The following is a 17,557-nucleotide window of genomic DNA, read 5'->3' as shown; positions in this document are numbered from 1 at the left end:
CCTATCGGAGGAACGCGGCGGCGACGCCGGCGTCGACGGGGACGTGCAGACCGGTCGTGTGGCTGAGTTCGCCGGCGGTGAGGACGAACACCGCGTTGGCGACGTGCTCGGGGAGGACCTCGCGCTTGAGCAGGGTGCGCTGGGCGTAGAACTTCCCGAGGTCGTCCTCGGCGATGCCGTAGGTCTTGGCGCGCGAGGCGCCCCACCCGCCGGCGAAGATGCCCGACCCGCGGACGACCCCGTCGGGGTTCACGCCGTTCACCTTGATGCCGTGCTCACCGAGTTCCGCGGCGAGGAGGCGGACCTGGTGGGCCTGGTCCGCCTTCACCGCGGAGTAGGCGATGTTGTTCGGACCGGCGAAGACGGAGTTCTTGGAGGCGATGTAGACGATGTCCCCACCGAGGCCCTGGGCGATGAGGACGCGGGCCGCGGCCTGGGCGACCAGGAAGGAACCCTTGGCCATGACGGCGTGCTGCAGGTCCCAGTCCTTCTCGGTGGTCTCCAGCAACGGCTTCGAGATCGACAACCCTGCGTTGTTCACGACGAGGTCGAGGCCGCCGAAGGCCAGGACGGCCTGATCGACCGCGGCCTTCACGGCGTCGGGGTCGGAGACGTCGGCCGCGACGCCGACCGCGACGTCGGTGCTCCCGAGTTCCGCTGCCGCGGCCTGGGCCTTGGCCAGGTCCAGGTCGGCGATGACGACGCAGGCGCCCTCGGCGGCCAGGCGGGTGGCGATGGCCTTGCCGATGCCGGAGGCGGCACCGGTGACCAGGGCGATGCGGGTGGCCAGGGGTTTCGGCTTCGGCATCCGCTGGAGCTTGGCCTCCTCCAGGGCCCAGTACTCGATGCGGAACTTCTCCGCCTCGTCGATGGGTGCGTAGCTGGAGACGCCTTCGGCGCCCCGCATGACGTTGATGGCGTTGACGTAGAACTCGCCCGCGACGCGGGCGGTCTGGGCGTCCTTGCCGTAGGAGAACATCCCGACCCCGGGGACGAGGACGACGAGCGGGTCGGCCCCGCGCAGGGCGGGGGAGTGCTCGTCGGCGTGGCGGTCGTAGTAGGCCTGGTAGTCGGCCCGGTAGTCCTCGTGCAGTTCCTGCAACCGCGCGATCGCGGTCTCGAGGTCGGTGCTCGGGGGCAGGTCGAGGACGAGGGGTTTCACCTTGGTGCGCAGGAAGTGGTCCGGGCAGGACGTGCCGAGCGCGGCCAGGCGGGGGTGCTCGGTGCGGGAGAGGAAGTCCAGGACCACGTCGGCGTCGCTGAAGTGACCGACCTGGGGTTTGTCGCGGGAGGCGATCCCGCGGATCACCGGCGCCAGGGCGGCGGCCCGGGCCCGGCGCGCTGCGGGTTCCAGGGCCTCGTGGCCGGGCAGCACGGGGCCGAAGGGCTGCGGGCGGGAGTTCTGCGCCAGGAACGCCTCGGCGGTCTCGATGATCCAGCGGGAGTTCGCCTCGGCCTGCGCGGAGGTGTCGCCCCAGGCGGTGATGCCGTGCCCACCGAGGATCGTGCCCACGGCCCGGGGGTTGGCGTCCTTGATCGCGGCGATGTCGAGGCCGAGCTGAAACCCCGGACGCCGCCACGGGACCCAGACGACCTTGTCGCCGTAGACCTGTTCGGTCAGCTTCTCCCCGTCGGCGGCGCAGGCCAGGGCGATGCCGGCGTCGGGGTGGAGGTGGTCGACGTGGGCGGCGTCGACCAGGGCGTGCATCGCGGTGTCGATGGAAGGGGCGGCGCCGCCCTTGCCGTGCAGGCAGTAGTCGAACGCGGCGACCACCTCGTCCTCGCGGTCCACCCCGGGGTAGACGTCCTTCAGGGCGCGGACGCGGTCCAGGCGCAGGACGGCGAGGCCCTGCTCGGTGAGCGTTCCGAGGTCACCGCCGGATCCCTTGACCCACAGCAGTTCCACGTCGGTGCCGGTGACGGGGTCGGTGGCGCTGCCCTTGGCGGAGGTGTTCCCGCCGGCGTAGTTGGTGAACCGCGGGTCGGCCCCCAGGGTGTTCGAGCGGGCGATCAGTTCCTCGACCGTGGTCCGTCCTGCAGAACTCATGCTCCCCATCCAGCCTGCTGGCCCCCGATGCGATCGGCGGCGATCCGTGCGAGGTAGCCCGAGGCCTTGAACGCGGCCATCGGGTCCGGGTCCAGGCCCATCTCCTCGCGCAGTCCGGCGAGGAGGGGGCGGACGTCGGTGTGGTAGGCGTCCATGAACACGTCGTTGGCGGCGAGGACGTCGCCGGCCTGCTGGGCGGTGCGCAGCGCGTCGCGGTCGACGAGCAGGGCCTTGGCGGTGGCCTGCTGGACGTTGGTGACGGAACGGATCTGGCCGGGGATCTTGTCCTCGACGTTGTGGCACTGGTCGAGCATGAAGTTCACGCCCGAGTCAGGGCGCAGGGCGTCGGAGCGGACGATCTCGTACATGATCCGGAACAGCTGGAACGGGTCCGCGGCGCCGGCCATGAGGTCGTCGTCGGCGTAGAAGCGGGAGTTGAAGTCGAACGCGCCGAGGCGGCCCTGGCGCAGCAGCTGGACGACGATGAACTCGATGTTGGTGCCCGGGGCGTGGTGCCCGGTGTCCAGCACGACCTTGGCCCTCTCGCCGAGTGCGAGGCAGTGCAGCAGCGAGGTGCCCCAGTCGGGGACGTCGGTGGAGTAGAAGGCGGGTTCGAAGAACTTGTACTCCAGGACGAGGCGGTGGTCGTCGTCGAGGAGGGCGTAGATCTGCTGCAGGGACTCCGCGAGGCGGTCCTGGCGGTCCCGCAGGTCGTCCTGGCCGGGGTAGTTGGTGCCGTCCGGCAGCCACAGCTTGAGTTCCTTGGACCCGGTGGCCCGCATGACGTCGATGCACTGCGCGTGGTGGGCGACGGCCTTGGCGCGCACCTTCGGGTCGGTGTGGGTGAGGGAGCCGAGCTTGTACTCGTCGTCCTGGAAGAGGTTGGAGTTGATCATGCCGATCGTGACGCCGAGGTCGGCGGCGTGGGCGGCGAGCTTGCCGTAGTCGTCGACGAGGTCCCAGGGGATGTGCAGGGAGACGCGGGGGGCGATGCCCGTGTAGCGGTGCACCTGGGCGGCGTCGCTCAGCTTCTCGAAGGGGTCGCGGGGGGTTCCGGGGGTGCCGAACACCTTGAAGCGGGTGCCGGAGTTCCCGAACGCCCAGCTGGGGAGTTCGATCGTCTGCTCGCGCAGGGCGGCGAGGACCTGTGTCTCGTTCATGGGGACTCCACTCCATCGGGGGTCCGGTCACGATAGCGGGACTTTGACACGTTTCACAAGCACTCCGGGTCGCGGCGCGTGCGGGGTCACGGTGGTCGTCGCGGTCGATCTGGCTCGAGGTCGTCCGGTAAGCGCATTCCGGGCTGACCTGCGAGAACGTTCTGAAAAGGAGACCTGGGAGGAACTTGACGAGGACCCCCTCGATCCGCAAACTCAGGGTGCCGCTTTGAATCGTGTCAGGCGGTGAGGTGCCGGCACTGCCGCCGGCTAGCAGGTCTCGAAGAGGAGACGTCCATGACACGCACTACGCACCGCGTCCGGCCCCTGCGTCGGGCGCTCGCCCTGTCGGCGGTCCTGATCATGACGCCCCTGACCGCGTGCAGCGCGGGGAGTCTCGGTTCCTCGGACGACTCCTCCGGCGGTGGGGTGGAGATCACCTGGCTGACCGGCAGCGACGAGACGGCCCAGGCCAACGCCAAGGCCGTCGTCGACGCCTTCGAGGCCGCCAACCCCGACGTCACGGTCAAGATCGAAGGCCGCCCCGCCGGCTCCGAGGGCGACAACCTGACCAAGACCCGGCTGCAGACCAGCAGCATGAACGACGTCTTCGACTACAACTCCGGCTCGCTCTTCCAGCAGATCGCGCCGACGAGGAACCTCGTCCCCATCACCGACGAGTCCTACGTCGGCAGCCTCGACGACACCTTCAAGCAGCAGGTGACCGCCGACGACGCGGTCTACGGCGTGCCGTACGGCACGGCCTTCGGCGGCGGTGTCATGTACAACCGCGACGTCTACGCCCGGCTGGGACTGCAGGTGCCCACGACCTGGGCCCAGTTCGTCTCCAACGCGGAGGCCATCAAGGCCGCCGGCGTCGCTCCGGTCATCCAGACCTACGGCGAGACCTGGACCTCGCAGCTCTTCGTGCTGGGCGACTTCCACAACGTCGCGGCGACCGAGCCGAACTGGGCGGAGGAGTACACGGCGAACAAGGCCAAGTACGCCACCGACCCCGTGGCCATGAAGGGTTTCGACCACCTGCAGGAGGTGCACGACAAGGGCCTCGAGAACACGAGCTTCGCCTCCGACGAGCTGGCCGACGGCATGCGGCAGCTGGCGGCGGGGGAGGGGGCGATGTACCCCATCCTCTCCAACCAGATCCTCACCCTGACCACGGCGGCGCCCGAGGCGGCCCAGAACGTCGGGTTCTTCGCACTCCCCGGTGACGACGCGGCGACCAACGGCCTGACGGCCTGGTACCCCAACGCCCTCTACATCCCCAAGACCACCGAGGGCGACAAGCTGGACGCGGCGAAGAAGCTGCTCGCCTTCGTCGCCAGCCCCGAGGGCTGCGAGGCGCAGACCTCGGCGTCCCCGCCCACCGGTCCCTACCTGGTCGAGGGGTGCGAACTCCCCGCGGACGTCCCGCAGGTGACCAAGGACGTGCAGGCCTACTTCGACGACGACAAGCAGTCCCCGGCCCTGGAGTTCCTCTCCCCGGTCAAGGGACCGAACCTCGAGCAGCTGACGGTCGAGGTGGGCTCGGGCATCCGCCCGGCCGCCGACGCCGCGGCCGTCTACGACCAGGACGTGGAGAAGCAGGCCCAGCAGCTGGGCCTGGAGGGTTGGTGATCGGCGTTTCCCGGCACGCCCGGTGCGTCCGCTCCGCCGGACGCGGCGGACGCACCGGACCTGGACAAGGAGATCGGTAGCATGTCGACGACAGTTCCCGCGACGCGTCCCGGCACGGGCTCGCGCCGAGAGCGTGGCCACGACGCCACGAGCAGGGTGCGGAGTCCCTACCCGAACTGGTTCTACCTGCCCGCGGCGGTCGTCTACGCGATCCTGTTCCTGGTGCCGACGTTCGCCTCGTTCTACTTCAGCCTGACGCGCTGGACGATCTTCACCAGCGAGTTCATCGGTTTCGACAACTTCGTGCAGTTCTTCCGCGAACCCGCGCTCACCACGGGGCTGGTGAACACCTTCGTCTACGCGGTGCTCACGTCCGGGGCGAAGGTCGTGCTCGGTCTCGGCCTGGGCATCCTGCTCACCTCCCAGATCATCGGGCGCGGCTACCTGCGTTCTGTGGTCTTCTTCCCCGTCCTCGTCAGCACCGTGGGGATCGGGATCACCTTCACCGCCCTGATGAACCCGCAACGCGGGGTCATCAACTCCACGCTCGCCTCGATCGGCATCGACGGGCCGGGGTGGCTGACCGACCCGTCCCTGGCCCTGTTCTCCGTCGCCCTCGTCGACGTGTGGAAGGGCGTCGGGCTCGCGACCGTCATCTACATGGCCGGCATCGTCTCCATCCCGAAGGAGTACTACGAGGCCGCCCGCGTCGACGGTGCCGGTCCGTGGACGATGTTCCGCAGCATCATCCTGCCGCTCTCCTGGCCGGCGACCTCGACCGTCATCACGCTCTCGCTCATCGGCGGTCTCCGGTCCTTCGACCTCATCTGGGCCATGACGCGCGGTGGCCCGGGTTTCACCTCCGACGTCATCGCCTCGGTCATCTACAAGCAGTACCAGGCCGGGTTCTACGGCCTCTCCACCGCGGGCAACGTCATCCTGTTCCTGCTCGTGACCGCCATCGTGGTGCCGTTGACCCGCTGGCTCGCCCGGAAGGAGGTGCAGCTGTGAACGGCAACCGCTCCGTCCTCCTGCGCTGGGGCGTCGGCGGGTTCGCCGTCCTCGCCAGCATCGTCGTGTTCCTGGTGCCGTTCGCCTTCATCGTGCTCACCGCGGTCAAGGACGCGCAGCAGGCCTCGCTCTTCGACTTCTCGCTGCCGGAGAACTTCCAGCTCTGGCAGAACCTCGTCACGGTCCTGCAGACGCGGGACTACATCCTGGTCATCGCGTTCATCAACTCCACGATCCTCACGGTCGCCAGCGTCACGATCATGGTGGTCCTCGGCGCCATGGTGGCGTTCGTCCTGCAGCGCCGCGCGAGCCGGCTGACCCCCCTGATCAACTTCCTCGTGCTGTCCGGGCTGATCATCCCGCCCGCGGTGGTCCCGACCATCTGGGTCCTGCAGAAGATCGGGGTGTTCGGCACGCTGCCCGGCCTGATCTTCGTCGAGGTCGCGTTCGGTCTGTCCTTCACCGTCCTGCTGTTCCGCGCCTTCATCTCCGGCATCCCGAGGGAACTCGACGAGGCGGCCGTCCTCGACGGCGCGGGTCCGTTGCGGCTGTTCTTCCGGGTGATCCTGCCGTTGCTCCGTCCGGTGACGGTGACGGTGATCGTCGTCCAGTCCGTGAACGTGTTCAACGACTTCACCAACCCGCTGTACTTCCTGCCCGGGGACGCCAACGCCACGGTGCAGCTGACGTTGTTCAACTTCCAGAGCCAGACGAGCACCAGCTACAACCTGCTGTTCATGGACATCCTGCTCATCACCATCCCGCCGTTGCTCATGTACCTGTTCTTCAACCGTCAGATCGTCGCCGGCATGACGTCCGGCGCCGTCAAGGGCTGAACCCGCCCCCACCGTCGCACCGCAGGAGGAAGCACCCCCATGACCCCACGCTGGCAGGCGGCGATGATCGTCGCCGACGAGGTCGACCAGGCTCCGTTGTTGCGCACGCGCTTCACCCTCGACGAGGGCCACGGGGAGGTGACCTCGGCCGTCCTGCACGTCAGTGCCCTTGGGGTGGTGGAACCCCAGCTCGACGGTGAACCCGTGGGCGAGGACGTCCTCACCCCGGGCTGGAGCAGCTACGAGTGGCGGTTGCGCTACGTCAGCCACGACGTGACGTCGCGCCTCACCGCGGGGGACCACGTCCTCGGCCTGGCGCTGGGCAACGGGTGGGCCGTCGGGCGCCTCGCGTGGAGCGGCAAGAGCGGGTTGTACTCGAAGGACGTCGGCGGTTTCGCGCAGCTCGAGGTGACCTTCGCGGACGGCCACGAACAGGTCGTCGCGACCGGCGCCGACTGGCAGGCGCGGTCCTCGGCGGTGCTGGCCGACGAGATCTACGACGGTCAGACGATCGACGCCCGGCGGCGGGAACCCCGCTGGGCCGCGCTCGACGGCCCCGCCGACGGGTGGAGCGGGGTGCACGTCGCGGAGTTCGACACCGGACGGCTCACCGAGCACCTCGGGCCACCCGTGCGTCGGCAGGAGGTGGTCCGACCCGTCGCGGTGACGACGTCGCCGAGCGGGCAGACCCTCGTCGACTTCGGCCAGAACCTCGTCGGCTGGTTGCGCTTCACGGTGCAGGGCGAGGCGGGTTCGACCATCACCGTCCGGCACGCCGAGGTCCTCGAGCACGGCGAGCTCGGCGTGCGTCCGCTGCGCACCGCCGAAGCGACCGACCGGTTCGTCCTCTCCGGCGGGCGCGACACCTTCGAACCCACGTTCACGTTCCACGGGTTCCGCTACGCCGAGGTCGGGGGCTGGCCCGGGGTCCTCGACGTGACCGACCTCGAAGCCGTCGTCGTGCACTCCGAACTGCGCCGCACGGGCGAGTTCGAGTGCTCCCACGAACTCGTCAACCAGCTCCACCGCAACGTCGTCTGGGGCCAGAAGGGGAACTTCCTCGACGTCCCCACCGACTGCCCGCAGCGCGACGAACGGCTCGGCTGGACCGGCGACCTCGCGGTGTTCGGCCCCAGCGCCGCCTACCTCTTCGACGTGTCGACGTTCCTGCAGGACTGGTTGCGCGACCTCGACGCCGAGCAGGCCCACAACCACGGCATCACGCCCTACGTCGTCCCGGACGTGCTGAAGTGGTCGCCCATCAAGGAGGTGCGGGGCACGCCCGACTCGACGTCGTTCTGGTCCGACGTCGCGGTCTGGCTGCCGTGGTCGCTCTACCAGGCCTACGGCGACGAGGCGGCGCTGGCCGAGGCCTACCCCGCCGCGGTCGCCCACGTGCGCCGCGTGGAGTCCCTGCTGTCCCCGACCGACCTCTGGGACACCGGGTTCCAGTTCGCCGACTGGCTGGACCCGGACGCACCGCCGGACGACCCGGCCGCGGCCAAGGCGGACAAGGGCGTGGTGTCGACGGCCGCCGCCCACCGCAGCGCCCGGACGCTCGCCCGGATCGCGGAGGTCCTCGGGAAGCCGGAGGACGTGGCGGAGTTCGGCGCGCTGGCCGACCGCCTGCGCACCGCGTTCACCGAGCACTACGTCGAGGCCGACGGCCGGGTCCGTTCCGACTGCGCGACGGTCTACGCCCTGGCCATCGACTTCGGGCTGCTCGAGGGTGACGTGCGGGCGAAGGCGGGCGACCGGCTCGCCGAGGTCGTGGCCGAGGCCGGCTACCGCGTCTCCACGGGGTTCGCGGGAACCCCCTACGTGACCGACGCCCTCACCGCGACCGGCCACCTGGAGGAGGCCTACCGGCTGCTGCTGGAGGAGGGCTGCCCGTCCTGGCTCTACCCGGTGACCATGGGGGCGACGACGGTCTGGGAACGCTGGGACTCGATGCTGCCCGACGGGACGATCAACCCGGGGCAGATGACGAGCTTCAACCACTACGCCCTGGGGGCCGTGGCCGACTGGATGCACCGGGTGGTGGCGGGTCTGTCCCCGCTGGAGCCCGGCTACGCCCGCTCGCTCATCGCCCCGCAGCCCGGCGGTGGCCTCGCGTGGGCGCGGGGTGCGCTGGAGACCCCGCACGGCCGCCTCGCGGTCCACTGGCGCGACGAACCGAGCGGGCTCACCGTCGACGTCACGGTGCCGGCCGGGACGACCGCGCTGCTGCGGCTGCCGAACGGGACCGAGCAGGAACTCACGGCCGGTGAGCACACGGTGACCGCCTGAGACGCAGAGCGTGACGAACGGCCCGGTACGGCGTGATCACCCGCGCGCCGTACCGGGCCGTGTCCGTCGCGGCTGGAAGGATCGCCCCATGACTCGAGGCAGCGGGCGGTCCCCCTTCGCGCCCGACGTCCTGCCCGACGGCCGGCGTCGCTACAGCCACCGCGCCGTCGTGGCCCGTCGGACGCTGCTCGTGGGGGTCGTCGCCGCCGGGACGAGCATCGGGGTCGTCGCGACGCGGGCCGGGGGAGCCGACGACTCACCCGGCGTCGCGGGAGTGGCCGGCGGGGACCCCGCCGTCCACGACGCGGTCGCGCAGCCCGCCCCGCCCGCGGCCCCGCCCGCGCACTCCCTCACCGAGGCCGGCAGCCCGTGGGTCATCGTGAACAAGCAGCACCCGATCGCCCCGCACGACTACGCCCCGGAGACCGCCGTCGTCGGCGGCAAGGAGGTCGCGAGCACGATCGCGGCCGACCTGGAGGGGCTGCTGGCGGCGGCGAAGTCGGCCGCGGTGTCCCTCGGGGTCACCAGCGGGTTCCGCTCACTGGCCCACCAGCAGGACGTCCACGACAACGCCGTCGCCCGCGACGGCGTGGAGAGCGCCGAGAGCGTCTCCGCCCGTCCCGGCTACAGCGAGCACCAGACCGGCCTCGCCGTCGACTTCAGCGGCAGCAGCCGGCCCGGGTGCCTCCTGGAGAACTGCTTCGGCCAGACGCCCGAGTACGACTGGCTCGTCGCCAACGCCGGCCGGTTCGGCTTCCTCCGGCGCTACCCCGACGACAAGACCGACGTCACCGGCTATGCGCCCGAACCCTGGCACTGGCGCTGGGTGGGGGCCGACCTCGTCGCGCAGATGGCGGCCAAGGGGGTCACGACGATGGAGGAGTTCTTCGGCGTCTCCGGCGGTACGACCTACGCGTGAACCCCTGGACCGCCGGGTTCCACGTCTCGCGGTTCGAGATCGGGACACCGCTCGGGGTGCGTTCACGCACGGCATGCACTGGACTGGGTCGGTGCAGCTAGGAGCGACCGCGGCAGAGTCCGTGAGCATCAAGGGCAACGACGTCATCCTGCGCGCCGACGGGCGCGCCGAGGTCTACGACCTCTCCTACGTGCGGATGCTCGTGCCCTACCTGATCGGGGAACGCGACGTCCCGCCGATGCGGCTCGCGCACTTCCGGCCCGGGATCAAGCCCTGGCTCTGCCTGAGCGTCATCGAGGACGACGGCTCCGAACCGAACCTGGCCGGCGTCGCCATCTACTCCGGCCTCGGCAGCCACCGGGAGATGGGTCTGCACCTGAACCGCTCCGAGGCCTGGCGGCTCGCCGAGATGCTCACCCGGGCGATGCCCGTGCAGCACCAGCGCCAGCACGAGAACGACGAACCCGCCAAGGAGCAGTCCCGCGGTGAGCAGGACCCGGCCGCCTGAGCGGTCGGGTCGTCGTAGGTGGCGTCGTACGGTGACGGGGTGGAGCGACTCACAGCCCTGGTGACCGGTTCCGTCCAGGGCGTCGGGTTCCGGTGCTGGGTGCAGCGTCAGGCCGGCGAATTCGGGCTGAGCGGATCCGCGACGAACACCCCGGACGGACGGGTCGAGGTCCTCGCGGAGGGCGATCGTCCGGCCCTGAAGTCGCTGCTGTCCCGGCTGCGCGCCGACCCCTCCACGCACGAACGCCCCGGGCGGGTCACCCGGGTCATCGACCACTGGGGACCCGCCGAGGGCGTCGAGGGGTTCGAGACGCGTTAAGCGTCGGCGTGGGCCCGTCGGGCCGGCTTCGCGACGAGGAGCAGCATCAGCGCCGCGGCGCCGGTGCAGCCCAGCATCGTCGTCACCATCGGGACCGCGGAGTGCTCCCCGGCCAACCCGACCACGGGGGAGACCAGCGCACCGATGGTGAACTGCAACGCACCCTGCAGCGCCGACCCGGTGCCGGAGGCGAAGCGCACCTCGTCGGCCGCGAGCGCCGTGGCGTTGCCGAAGACCAGACCGCAGCTGAACACGGTGAACCACAGCAGCACGAGCACGGCCGGCGTCCAGGCGTCGAAGGCGAGCACGGTCGTGAACAACCCCGCGGCGCAGACGACCTGGATCAGCACGCCGGCGGCCAGGATCTGGGACGGGCCGTGGCGGCGCAGCAGGCGGGTCGAGGCGGCGCCGCCCGCGGCGATGCCGAGGGCGTTGGTCGCGAACACCAGCGAGTACGTCCCGGCGGAGAGCCCGACGACGTTCTGCAGGACGAACGGCGAGGCGGAGACGTAGGAGAAGACCGTCCCGAAGACCAGGACGAGGGTCCCGACGTAGCCGACGTAGCCGCGGCGCGACAGCACGGCCTTCGCGGTGACCACGACGTCGCGGACCCCGCCGGCGTGGCGGCGCTCGCGGGGAAGGGTCTCGGGCACGAGGAAGTACGCGGCGACCACCATCGCCAGCGCGGCGAGGGCGGTGACCCCGAAGATCCCGCGCCAGCCGCCGTGGCCCGCGATGAGCCCTCCGAGCAGGGGCGCGACCACGGGGGCGACGCCGCCGATGACGCCGAGGGTCGAGAACGCGCGGGCGGCGGCGCGCCCGGTGGCGAGGTCGGCGACGACCGCGCGGCCGATGACGAGCCCGGCCGCCCCCGCCAGCCCCTGGACGAGGCGGGCGAGCACGAGGACACCGATGGAGGGCGTCAGGGCGCAGACGATCCCGGCGAGGAACGTCACGGCCGAGCCGGCCAGCAGCAGCCTCCGACGGCCGAGCCGGTCGGAGAGCGGACCGAGCACGAGCTGCCCGGCGGCCATGCCGAGCATGAAGGTGGTGAGCGTCAGCTGGACCCGGGCCGCGCTGGTGGACAGGTCGCCCGCGAGGTCGGGGAACGTCGGCAGGTACATGTCGACGGCGAACGGCCCGATCGCGCACAGCAGCGCCAGCGTCACGAGCAGCTTGAGCGGGACCTCCTGGCCCTGGGCGCCGCCGTTCGGGTCGCCGACCCGGCCGGCGAGCACCGACGGGGCCCGGCGGGGTGCGGGCAGGACCCGGGCGGGGAGGCCGCGGAGGAGGTTGCGGGAGGCGGGGCGAGGACTGCGGGTGAGGCGGCTGGTTCGCTGCTCGCCGGTGGGGCGGGTCGGCACAGAGGTCCTTCCGGGAGTGCGCGGTGTGCGACGGTGTTCCACCGTTCTACATCGGCACCCGGTCACGCATCGAGTACCGAGCGTGTCGTGGTTTCGGTCATTCCGGGTCGTGATGACCACCGGCGGGTCCGCCGCGCGCGACGTTCGCCTGCGCGGATCACGGAGCCCGCCTCGTTAGGCTCCTGCCCTGTGCACCTGAAGACCCTCACCCTCAAGGGGTTCAAGTCGTTCGCCTCCGCGACGACGCTGCGACTGCAGCCGGGGATCACCTGCGTGGTCGGCCCGAACGGGTCGGGGAAGTCCAACGTGCTGGACGCCCTGACCTGGGTGATGGGGGAGTCCAGCGCGAAGAGCCTGCGCGGCGGCAAGATGGAGGACGTCATCTTCGCCGGCACGACCGGCCCGGAGGGGCGCTCCGCCCTCGGCCGCGCCGAGGTCAGCCTGACGATCGACAACAGCGACGGGGCGTTGCCGATCGAGTTCGCCGAGGTCACGATCACCCGGACGATGTTCCGCACGGGCGGTTCCGAGTACGCGATCAACGGCCAGACCTGCCGTCTCCTCGACGTCCAGGAGCTGCTCTCCGACTCCGGCATCGGTCGCGAGATGCACGTCATCGTCGGCCAGGGCCAGATCGACGGGGTCCTGCACGCCTCGCCGGAGGAACGCCGCGCCTTCATCGAGGAGGCCGCGGGGGTCCTCAAGCACCGCCGCCGCAAGGAGAAGGCGTTGCGCAAGCTCGACGCCATGGAGGCCAACCTCACGCGCGTGGCCGACCTCGTGAGCGAGATCCGTCGTCAGCTGAAGCCGCTGGGGCGTCAGGCCGAGGCGGCGCGGCGGGCCCAGGTCGTGCAGGCGGACCTGCGCGACTCGCGGCTGCGGCTGCTGGCGGACGACATCGTGCAGGCGAGCAGCTCGCTGCGGCGCGACGAGCAGGACGAGGCGGCGCTGAAGGCGCGCCAGGCCCAGGTCGAGGCTGACCTGACCGAGGCGGCGCAGCGCCTCGACGCCGCCGAGAAGGCCGCCGCGGCCGCCGCCCCGGACCTCGCGCGCGCCGTCGAGACCCACCACCGGCTGCAGTCGCTCGCGGAACGGCTCAGGGGGGTGCAGGCGCTGGCGGCGGAACGACTCCGGCTGCTCGCGACCGAACCCGAGGAGCAGACCGGACGGCGCGACCCGGAGGAGCTGCAGGCCTCCGCCGACCGCGTCCGGGCCGAGGAGGCCGAGCTCACCGCGCAGGTCGCCACCCACCGCGCCGCCCTCGACGTGGTGCTCGCCGCCCGGGCCGAGGCCGACGCGGCCGCCCGGGCCGAGGACCAGCGGGTCGCGGCCGCCCTGCGCGCCGCCGCCGACCGCCGGGAGGGACTGGCCCGCCTCGGCGGCCAGGTCGCCGCCCGCACCAGCCGCGTCGAGGCCGCCGAGTCCGAGCTGGAACGGCTCTCCGGCTCCCTCGCCGACGCGGACCGTCGCCGCGAACGCGCCCAGACCGAGTTCGCGGCGCTGGAGACCCAGGTCGCCGGGGTCGAGGAGGGCGAGGAAGGTCTCGACGCCGAGTACGAGCGCGCCGCCGAGCAGCTGGAGACCGCGGAGGCCGCGCACGAGAGCGCCCGCACGGAGCTGTCGGCCGCCGAACGCGAGCGGGCGACCTGGGCGGCCCGCAAGGAGGCGCTCGAGATCGGGCTCTCCCGCAAGGACGGGACCGGGGCGCTGCTCGCCGCCGGGTCGGCCGTCTCCGGGGTGCTGGGCTCGGTCGCCGCGCTGCTGGGCGTCCGGAACGGCTACGAGCAGGCGATCTCGGCGGCCCTCGGGTCCGCCGCCGACGCCGTCGCCGTCTCGACCCCCGCGGACGCGGCACGGGCCATCGCCCACCTCAAGGACGACGACGCCGGCCGGGCCGGGATGCTCGTCGCCTCCACCGGTTCGTCCGACTGGGACGCCGTGACGGTGCCGGGTGCAGAACCCGCGATGACCCTGGTCACCGCGCCGGCCGACCTGCACCCCGCGCTGGTCCGGCTGCTCGGCGACGTCGTCGTCGTCGACGACCTCGCTGCGGCGCAACGGATCGCGGAGTCCCACCCCGACCTCGTCGCCGTCACCCGCGACGGCGACGTCCTCGGCGCGCACCTCGCCGCCGGGGGATCGCGGTCGGCCCCGAGCCTGCTGCAGGTGCAGGCCGCCGTCGACGAGGCGACCGACGCGCTCTCGGCCGCCGAGCACCGCGCCCAGCGGGCGCAGTTCGCGCTCCAGCAGGCGCAGCGCGACCGGGGCACCGCGACCGAACGGGTCGAGGCCACCCTGGACCGCCTGCACGACTCCGACGCCCGGATGAACGCGGTCGCGGAACAACTGGGCCAGCTCGGCTCCGCCGTGCGATCGGCGGCGGCGGAAGCGGACCGCCTCCGCGCGACGCGGGCGCAGGTCGTCGAACGCCTCGCGGGCGACCGGGCCGAACTCGCCGAGCTCACCGAACGCTTCGAGGCCGCCTCGGCGGCCCCCGAGGACGACGGTGACGTCACCACCGACGAACGCGACCGCCTCGCCGAGGTCGCCCGCGGGTTCGGTGCGACGGAGACCGAGGCCCGCCTCACCCTGCGCACCACCGAGGAACGCGCCCGCGCGCTGGCCGGGCGGGCCGACGGCCTCGAACGGCAGGCCAGGGAGGAGGTCGCGGCCCGCGAACGCGCCGCCGCCCGCCGTGCCCGGCGCGCGGAGCAGTCCCGCGTCGCCACCCGCGTGCGCGAGGGGGCGGCCAGGGCGCTGGTGGTCTGGGAGACCTCCGCCGCCGAGGCCGCGACCCTGCGCACCGCCGCGGAGGCCGCGCGGGCGAGGTTCGAGGAGGAGGTCACCGGCGCCCGGCGGACCGTCGGGTCGCTGAAGGACGAGCAGCAGCGGCTGGGTGACTCCCGCCACGCCGACGAGGTCGCCCGCGCCCAGCAGCGCTGGAAGATCGACCAGCTGCGCCAGCGCTCGCTGGAGGAGCTCGGCACCGACCCCGACGTCCTCGTGCAGGAGTTCGGCCCCGACCAGCTCGTCCCGCCGTCGTCTCCGGCCCCCGGGGACCCCGAACCCGAGACGGAACCCGCACCGCGCCCCTACGTCCGCTCCGAGCAGGAGAAGCGCCGCCGCAGCGCCGAACGCGCGCTCTCCCAGCTCGGGCAGGTCAACCCGCTCGCGCTCGAGGAGTACGCGGCGATGGAGGAACGCCACCAGTTCCTCGTCACCCAGTCCGACGACCTCAAGAACTCGCGCAAGGACCTGCTCGACATCGTCAAGGAGGTCGACGAACGCGTCGAACGCGTCTTCTCCGAGGCCTTCGCCGAGGTCGCCGAGCAGTACGAGCAGGTGTTCCCCCGCCTCTTCCCCGGGGGTGAGGGCCGCTTGGTCCTCACCGATCCCTCGAACATGCTGACCACCGGCATCGAGGTCGAGGCCCGCCCGGCCGGCAAGAAGGTCAAGCGGTTGTCGCTGCTCTCCGGGGGTGAGCGCTCGCTCGCCGCGGTCGCGATGCTGGTCTCGATCTTCCGGGCGCGCCCCAGCCCCTTCTACGTCCTCGACGAGGTGGAGGCCGCGCTCGACGACGCGAACCTCTCGCGGCTCATCACGCTCTTCGAGGAACTGCGGGCCTCCAGCCAGCTGATCATCATCACCCACCAGAAGCGGACGATGCAGATCGCCGACGCCCTGTACGGCGTGACGATGCGCGGCGACGGGATCAGCACCGTGGTCAGTCAGCGGATGCGCGAGCCCGCACCCGCCCAGGTCTCCGTCCGGTGACGCCCCGGTGAGCATCTGGTCACGGGGCGGCAACGTTGCGCGCGTGGAGTGGTGCGGGCGTGACGCACGGGGCACGCTGGGCGGGTGAAGATCCGGGTGGTGGTGCTCTCGTGGTGACGACTCTGCTCGTGACGTTCGCCCTGACCGTGGGGCTCGCTCTCGTGGTGCTGCTCTCGGTGGCCGCGCCGACGATGCGCCGACGCGGGAGCCGGCTCATCGCCCGCATCGACGCCTGGGCGGGTCGCGTGCTGCCCGTCGTGCGCCACCACCGGGAACGCGTCGCCCTCCGGGTCGCCGAACGGCTGGAGGCCCAGCGCCGTCACCAGGGCGAGGAACGCCGCACGGCCCGAGCGCGCTGACGGGTGGTGGCCCCGGCGTCTGGGAGGATCGACGCTCGTGGACACCTGGGAAGTCATCATCGGCCTGGTCGTCGTCATCGCCCTCGGGGGCGTGGGGGCGGTCGTGGGCCTCGTCCGTCCGCGCAGCCGGCGACGCTCGCTCCCGCCGCGCCCCGGTCGCCAGCCGGGCCTGGACGAGGACGAACCGCTCCCCGGGGTCGGTGACGACGCCGAGTTCCCTCGGGATTCCCCCTCCCGCGCGGTCGACACCGTCGACCTCCCCGACGGGCCGCTCGTCGAGACGCCCGAGCCGGCCCTCGGCCGGCTCGTCCGCCTGCGCGAACGCCTCTCCCGTTCCAACTCCGCCCTCGGCCAGGGGCTGCTGGCGCTGCTCTCGCGCGACACCCTGGACGAGGCGACCTGGGAAGAGGTCGAGGAGACCCTCCTGGTCGCCGACATCGGCTTCGGCCCGACGACGGAGATCGTCGACGCCCTGCGCGAGCGCGTGAAGGTGCTCGGCACCCGCGAACCCGCCGCGCTGCGCGAGATGCTGCGCGCGGAACTGCTGAAGGCCGTGGGCACCGACGTCGACCGCAGCCTCAAGACCACCCGGCACGACGGCCGCCCGGCCGTGATCATGGTCGTGGGGGTCAACGGCACCGGGAAGACGACCACCGTCGGCAAGCTCGCCCGCGTGCTCGTCGCCGAGGACAAGGACGTCGTCCTCGGCGCCGCCGACACCTTCCGCGCCGCCGCGGCCGAGCAGCTCGCGACGTGGGGCGACCGCGTCGGGGTCCCGACCGTGCGCTCGGACAAGGACGGCGCCGACCCCGCCTCCGTCGCCTTCGACGCCGTCAAGCAGGGCATCGACACCGAGGCGGACGTGGTGATCGTCGACACCGCCGGCCGACTGCAGAACAAGGTCGGGCTGATGGACGAGCTCGGGAAGGTCAAGCGCGTCGTCGAGCGGCACGGACCGGTCGACGAGGTCCTGCTCGTCCTCGACGCGACCACCGGGCAGAACGGCCTGCGCCAGGCGGCGGTCTTCTCCGAGGTCGTCGACGTGACGGGCATCGTGCTGACCAAGCTGGACGGGACGGCCAAGGGCGGCATCGTCGTCGCGGTCCAGCGCTCGCTCGACGTGCCGGTCAAGCTCATCGGGCTGGGGGAGGGCGCGGACGACCTCGCGCCCTTCGACCCCGAGGCGTTCGTGGACGCGATCCTGTCCTGATCGTGAACCGGTGACAGCGCGGTCACGGTGGGGTGACGAGGGGCGACCGGGGACGTCCGCGTAACGCGATGTTCACACCGGCCCCGCCCTCGTCACGTGCCCGAAACACGACGCGCGAAGGTCTGTAACG

13 protein-coding genes are annotated in these 17,557 nt (G+C 71.8%); 10 read left to right on the top strand and 3 right to left on the bottom strand.

The genetic code is table 11. From position 1 onward, the window contains the following. Position 1: 1 nt before the first annotated feature. On the bottom strand, positions 2-2,047 hold the full coding sequence (locus ACFQ46_RS12110) for a bifunctional aldolase/short-chain dehydrogenase (protein WP_380259730.1): 2,046 nt from the start codon (positions 2,045-2,047) through the stop codon (positions 2-4). Further along, entirely contained in the window at positions 2,044-3,207 is a 1,164-nt protein-coding gene (gene rhaI / locus ACFQ46_RS12105) for an L-rhamnose isomerase (protein WP_380259729.1), read from the bottom strand. Before rhaI ends, ACFQ46_RS12110 begins: the two co-directional genes overlap by 4 nt. A 294-nt stretch (positions 3,208-3,501) precedes the next feature. On the opposite strand from rhaI, the gene ACFQ46_RS12100 reads away from it, so the two are divergent. The 7 genes from ACFQ46_RS12100 to ACFQ46_RS12070 all read left to right on the top strand — a co-directional run bounded on the left by ACFQ46_RS12100 (position 3,502) and on the right by ACFQ46_RS12070 (position 10,720). After that, a complete protein-coding gene (locus tag ACFQ46_RS12100; protein ID WP_380259728.1) occupies positions 3,502-4,839 on the top strand; it encodes an ABC transporter substrate-binding protein in 1,338 nt (445 codons plus the stop codon). Between the two features lie 81 nt (positions 4,840-4,920). After that, the gene (locus tag ACFQ46_RS12095) at positions 4,921-5,850 is read left to right on the top strand and encodes a carbohydrate ABC transporter permease (protein ID WP_380259727.1); all 930 of its coding nucleotides are present in this window, start codon (positions 4,921-4,923) and stop codon (positions 5,848-5,850) included. Further along, positions 5,847-6,686, top strand: coding sequence for a carbohydrate ABC transporter permease (locus ACFQ46_RS12090; RefSeq protein WP_380259726.1), 840 nt, complete (start codon positions 5,847-5,849; stop codon positions 6,684-6,686). The genes ACFQ46_RS12095 and ACFQ46_RS12090 overlap by 4 nt, the downstream gene beginning before the upstream one ends. Positions 6,687-6,725: 39 nt before the next feature. Continuing rightward, complete coding sequence (locus tag ACFQ46_RS12085; protein ID WP_380259725.1) at positions 6,726-8,975, top strand: family 78 glycoside hydrolase catalytic domain; 2,250 nt, start codon at positions 6,726-6,728, stop codon at positions 8,973-8,975. Positions 8,976-9,063: 88 nt separating this feature from the next. Beyond that, the gene (locus ACFQ46_RS12080; RefSeq protein ID WP_380259724.1) at positions 9,064-9,894 is read left to right on the top strand and encodes a D-alanyl-D-alanine carboxypeptidase family protein; all 831 of its coding nucleotides are present in this window, start codon (positions 9,064-9,066) and stop codon (positions 9,892-9,894) included. A 121-nt stretch (positions 9,895-10,015) separates the two neighbouring features. Then, on the top strand, positions 10,016-10,402 hold the full coding sequence (locus tag ACFQ46_RS12075) for a hypothetical protein (protein WP_380259723.1): 387 nt from the start codon (positions 10,016-10,018) through the stop codon (positions 10,400-10,402). Between the two features lie 39 nt (positions 10,403-10,441). Then, positions 10,442-10,720 carry an acylphosphatase gene (locus ACFQ46_RS12070; protein WP_380259722.1) on the top strand — a complete coding sequence of 93 codons (279 nt, stop codon included), beginning with the start codon at positions 10,442-10,444 and terminating at the stop codon, positions 10,718-10,720. On the opposite strand, the gene ACFQ46_RS12065 is transcribed toward ACFQ46_RS12070, so the two are convergent. Then, on the bottom strand, positions 10,717-11,895 hold the full coding sequence (locus ACFQ46_RS12065; protein ID WP_380259831.1) for a multidrug effflux MFS transporter: 1,179 nt from the start codon (positions 11,893-11,895) through the stop codon (positions 10,717-10,719). The two genes, ACFQ46_RS12070 and ACFQ46_RS12065, sit on opposite strands and share 4 nt — an antisense overlap. A gap of 378 nt (positions 11,896-12,273) precedes the next feature. Between ACFQ46_RS12065 and smc the strand changes: the two genes are divergently transcribed. The 3 genes from smc to ftsY all read left to right on the top strand — a co-directional run bounded on the left by smc (position 12,274) and on the right by ftsY (position 17,427). Beyond that, entirely contained in the window at positions 12,274-15,858 is a 3,585-nt protein-coding gene (gene smc, locus ACFQ46_RS12060; protein WP_380259721.1) for a chromosome segregation protein SMC, read from the top strand. 113 nt (positions 15,859-15,971) lie between these two features. Then, entirely contained in the window at positions 15,972-16,217 is a 246-nt protein-coding gene (locus tag ACFQ46_RS12055) for a hypothetical protein (protein ID WP_380259720.1), read from the top strand. Between the two features lie 37 nt (positions 16,218-16,254). Next, on the top strand, positions 16,255-17,427 hold the full coding sequence (gene ftsY, locus ACFQ46_RS12050; protein WP_380259719.1) for a signal recognition particle-docking protein FtsY: 1,173 nt from the start codon (positions 16,255-16,257) through the stop codon (positions 17,425-17,427). Positions 17,428-17,557 lie beyond the last annotated feature (130 nt).

Source organism: Kineococcus sp. GCM10028916, assembly GCF_042674865.1.
Lineage (GTDB): Bacteria > Actinomycetota > Actinomycetes > Actinomycetales > Kineococcaceae > Kineococcus.
The sequence above is the reverse complement of the archived record's forward strand: the minus strand, read 5'-3'. Positions and strand labels throughout refer to the sequence as shown.

Coding starts and splice junctions, on each gene's coding strand:
- ACFQ46_RS12095 (WP_380259727.1), top strand. CDS start 4,921: ATGTCGACGACAGTTCCCGCGACGCGTCCCGGCACGGGCTCGCGCCGA.
- ACFQ46_RS12080 (WP_380259724.1), top strand. CDS start 9,064: ATGACTCGAGGCAGCGGGCGGTCCCCCTTCGCGCCCGACGTCCTGCCC.
- ACFQ46_RS12085 (WP_380259725.1), top strand. CDS start 6,726: ATGACCCCACGCTGGCAGGCGGCGATGATCGTCGCCGACGAGGTCGAC.
- ACFQ46_RS12110 (WP_380259730.1), bottom strand. CDS start 2,047: ATGAGTTCTGCAGGACGGACCACGGTCGAGGAACTGATCGCCCGCTCG.
- rhaI (WP_380259729.1), bottom strand. CDS start 3,207: ATGAACGAGACACAGGTCCTCGCCGCCCTGCGCGAGCAGACGATCGAA.
- ACFQ46_RS12100 (WP_380259728.1), top strand. CDS start 3,502: ATGACACGCACTACGCACCGCGTCCGGCCCCTGCGTCGGGCGCTCGCC.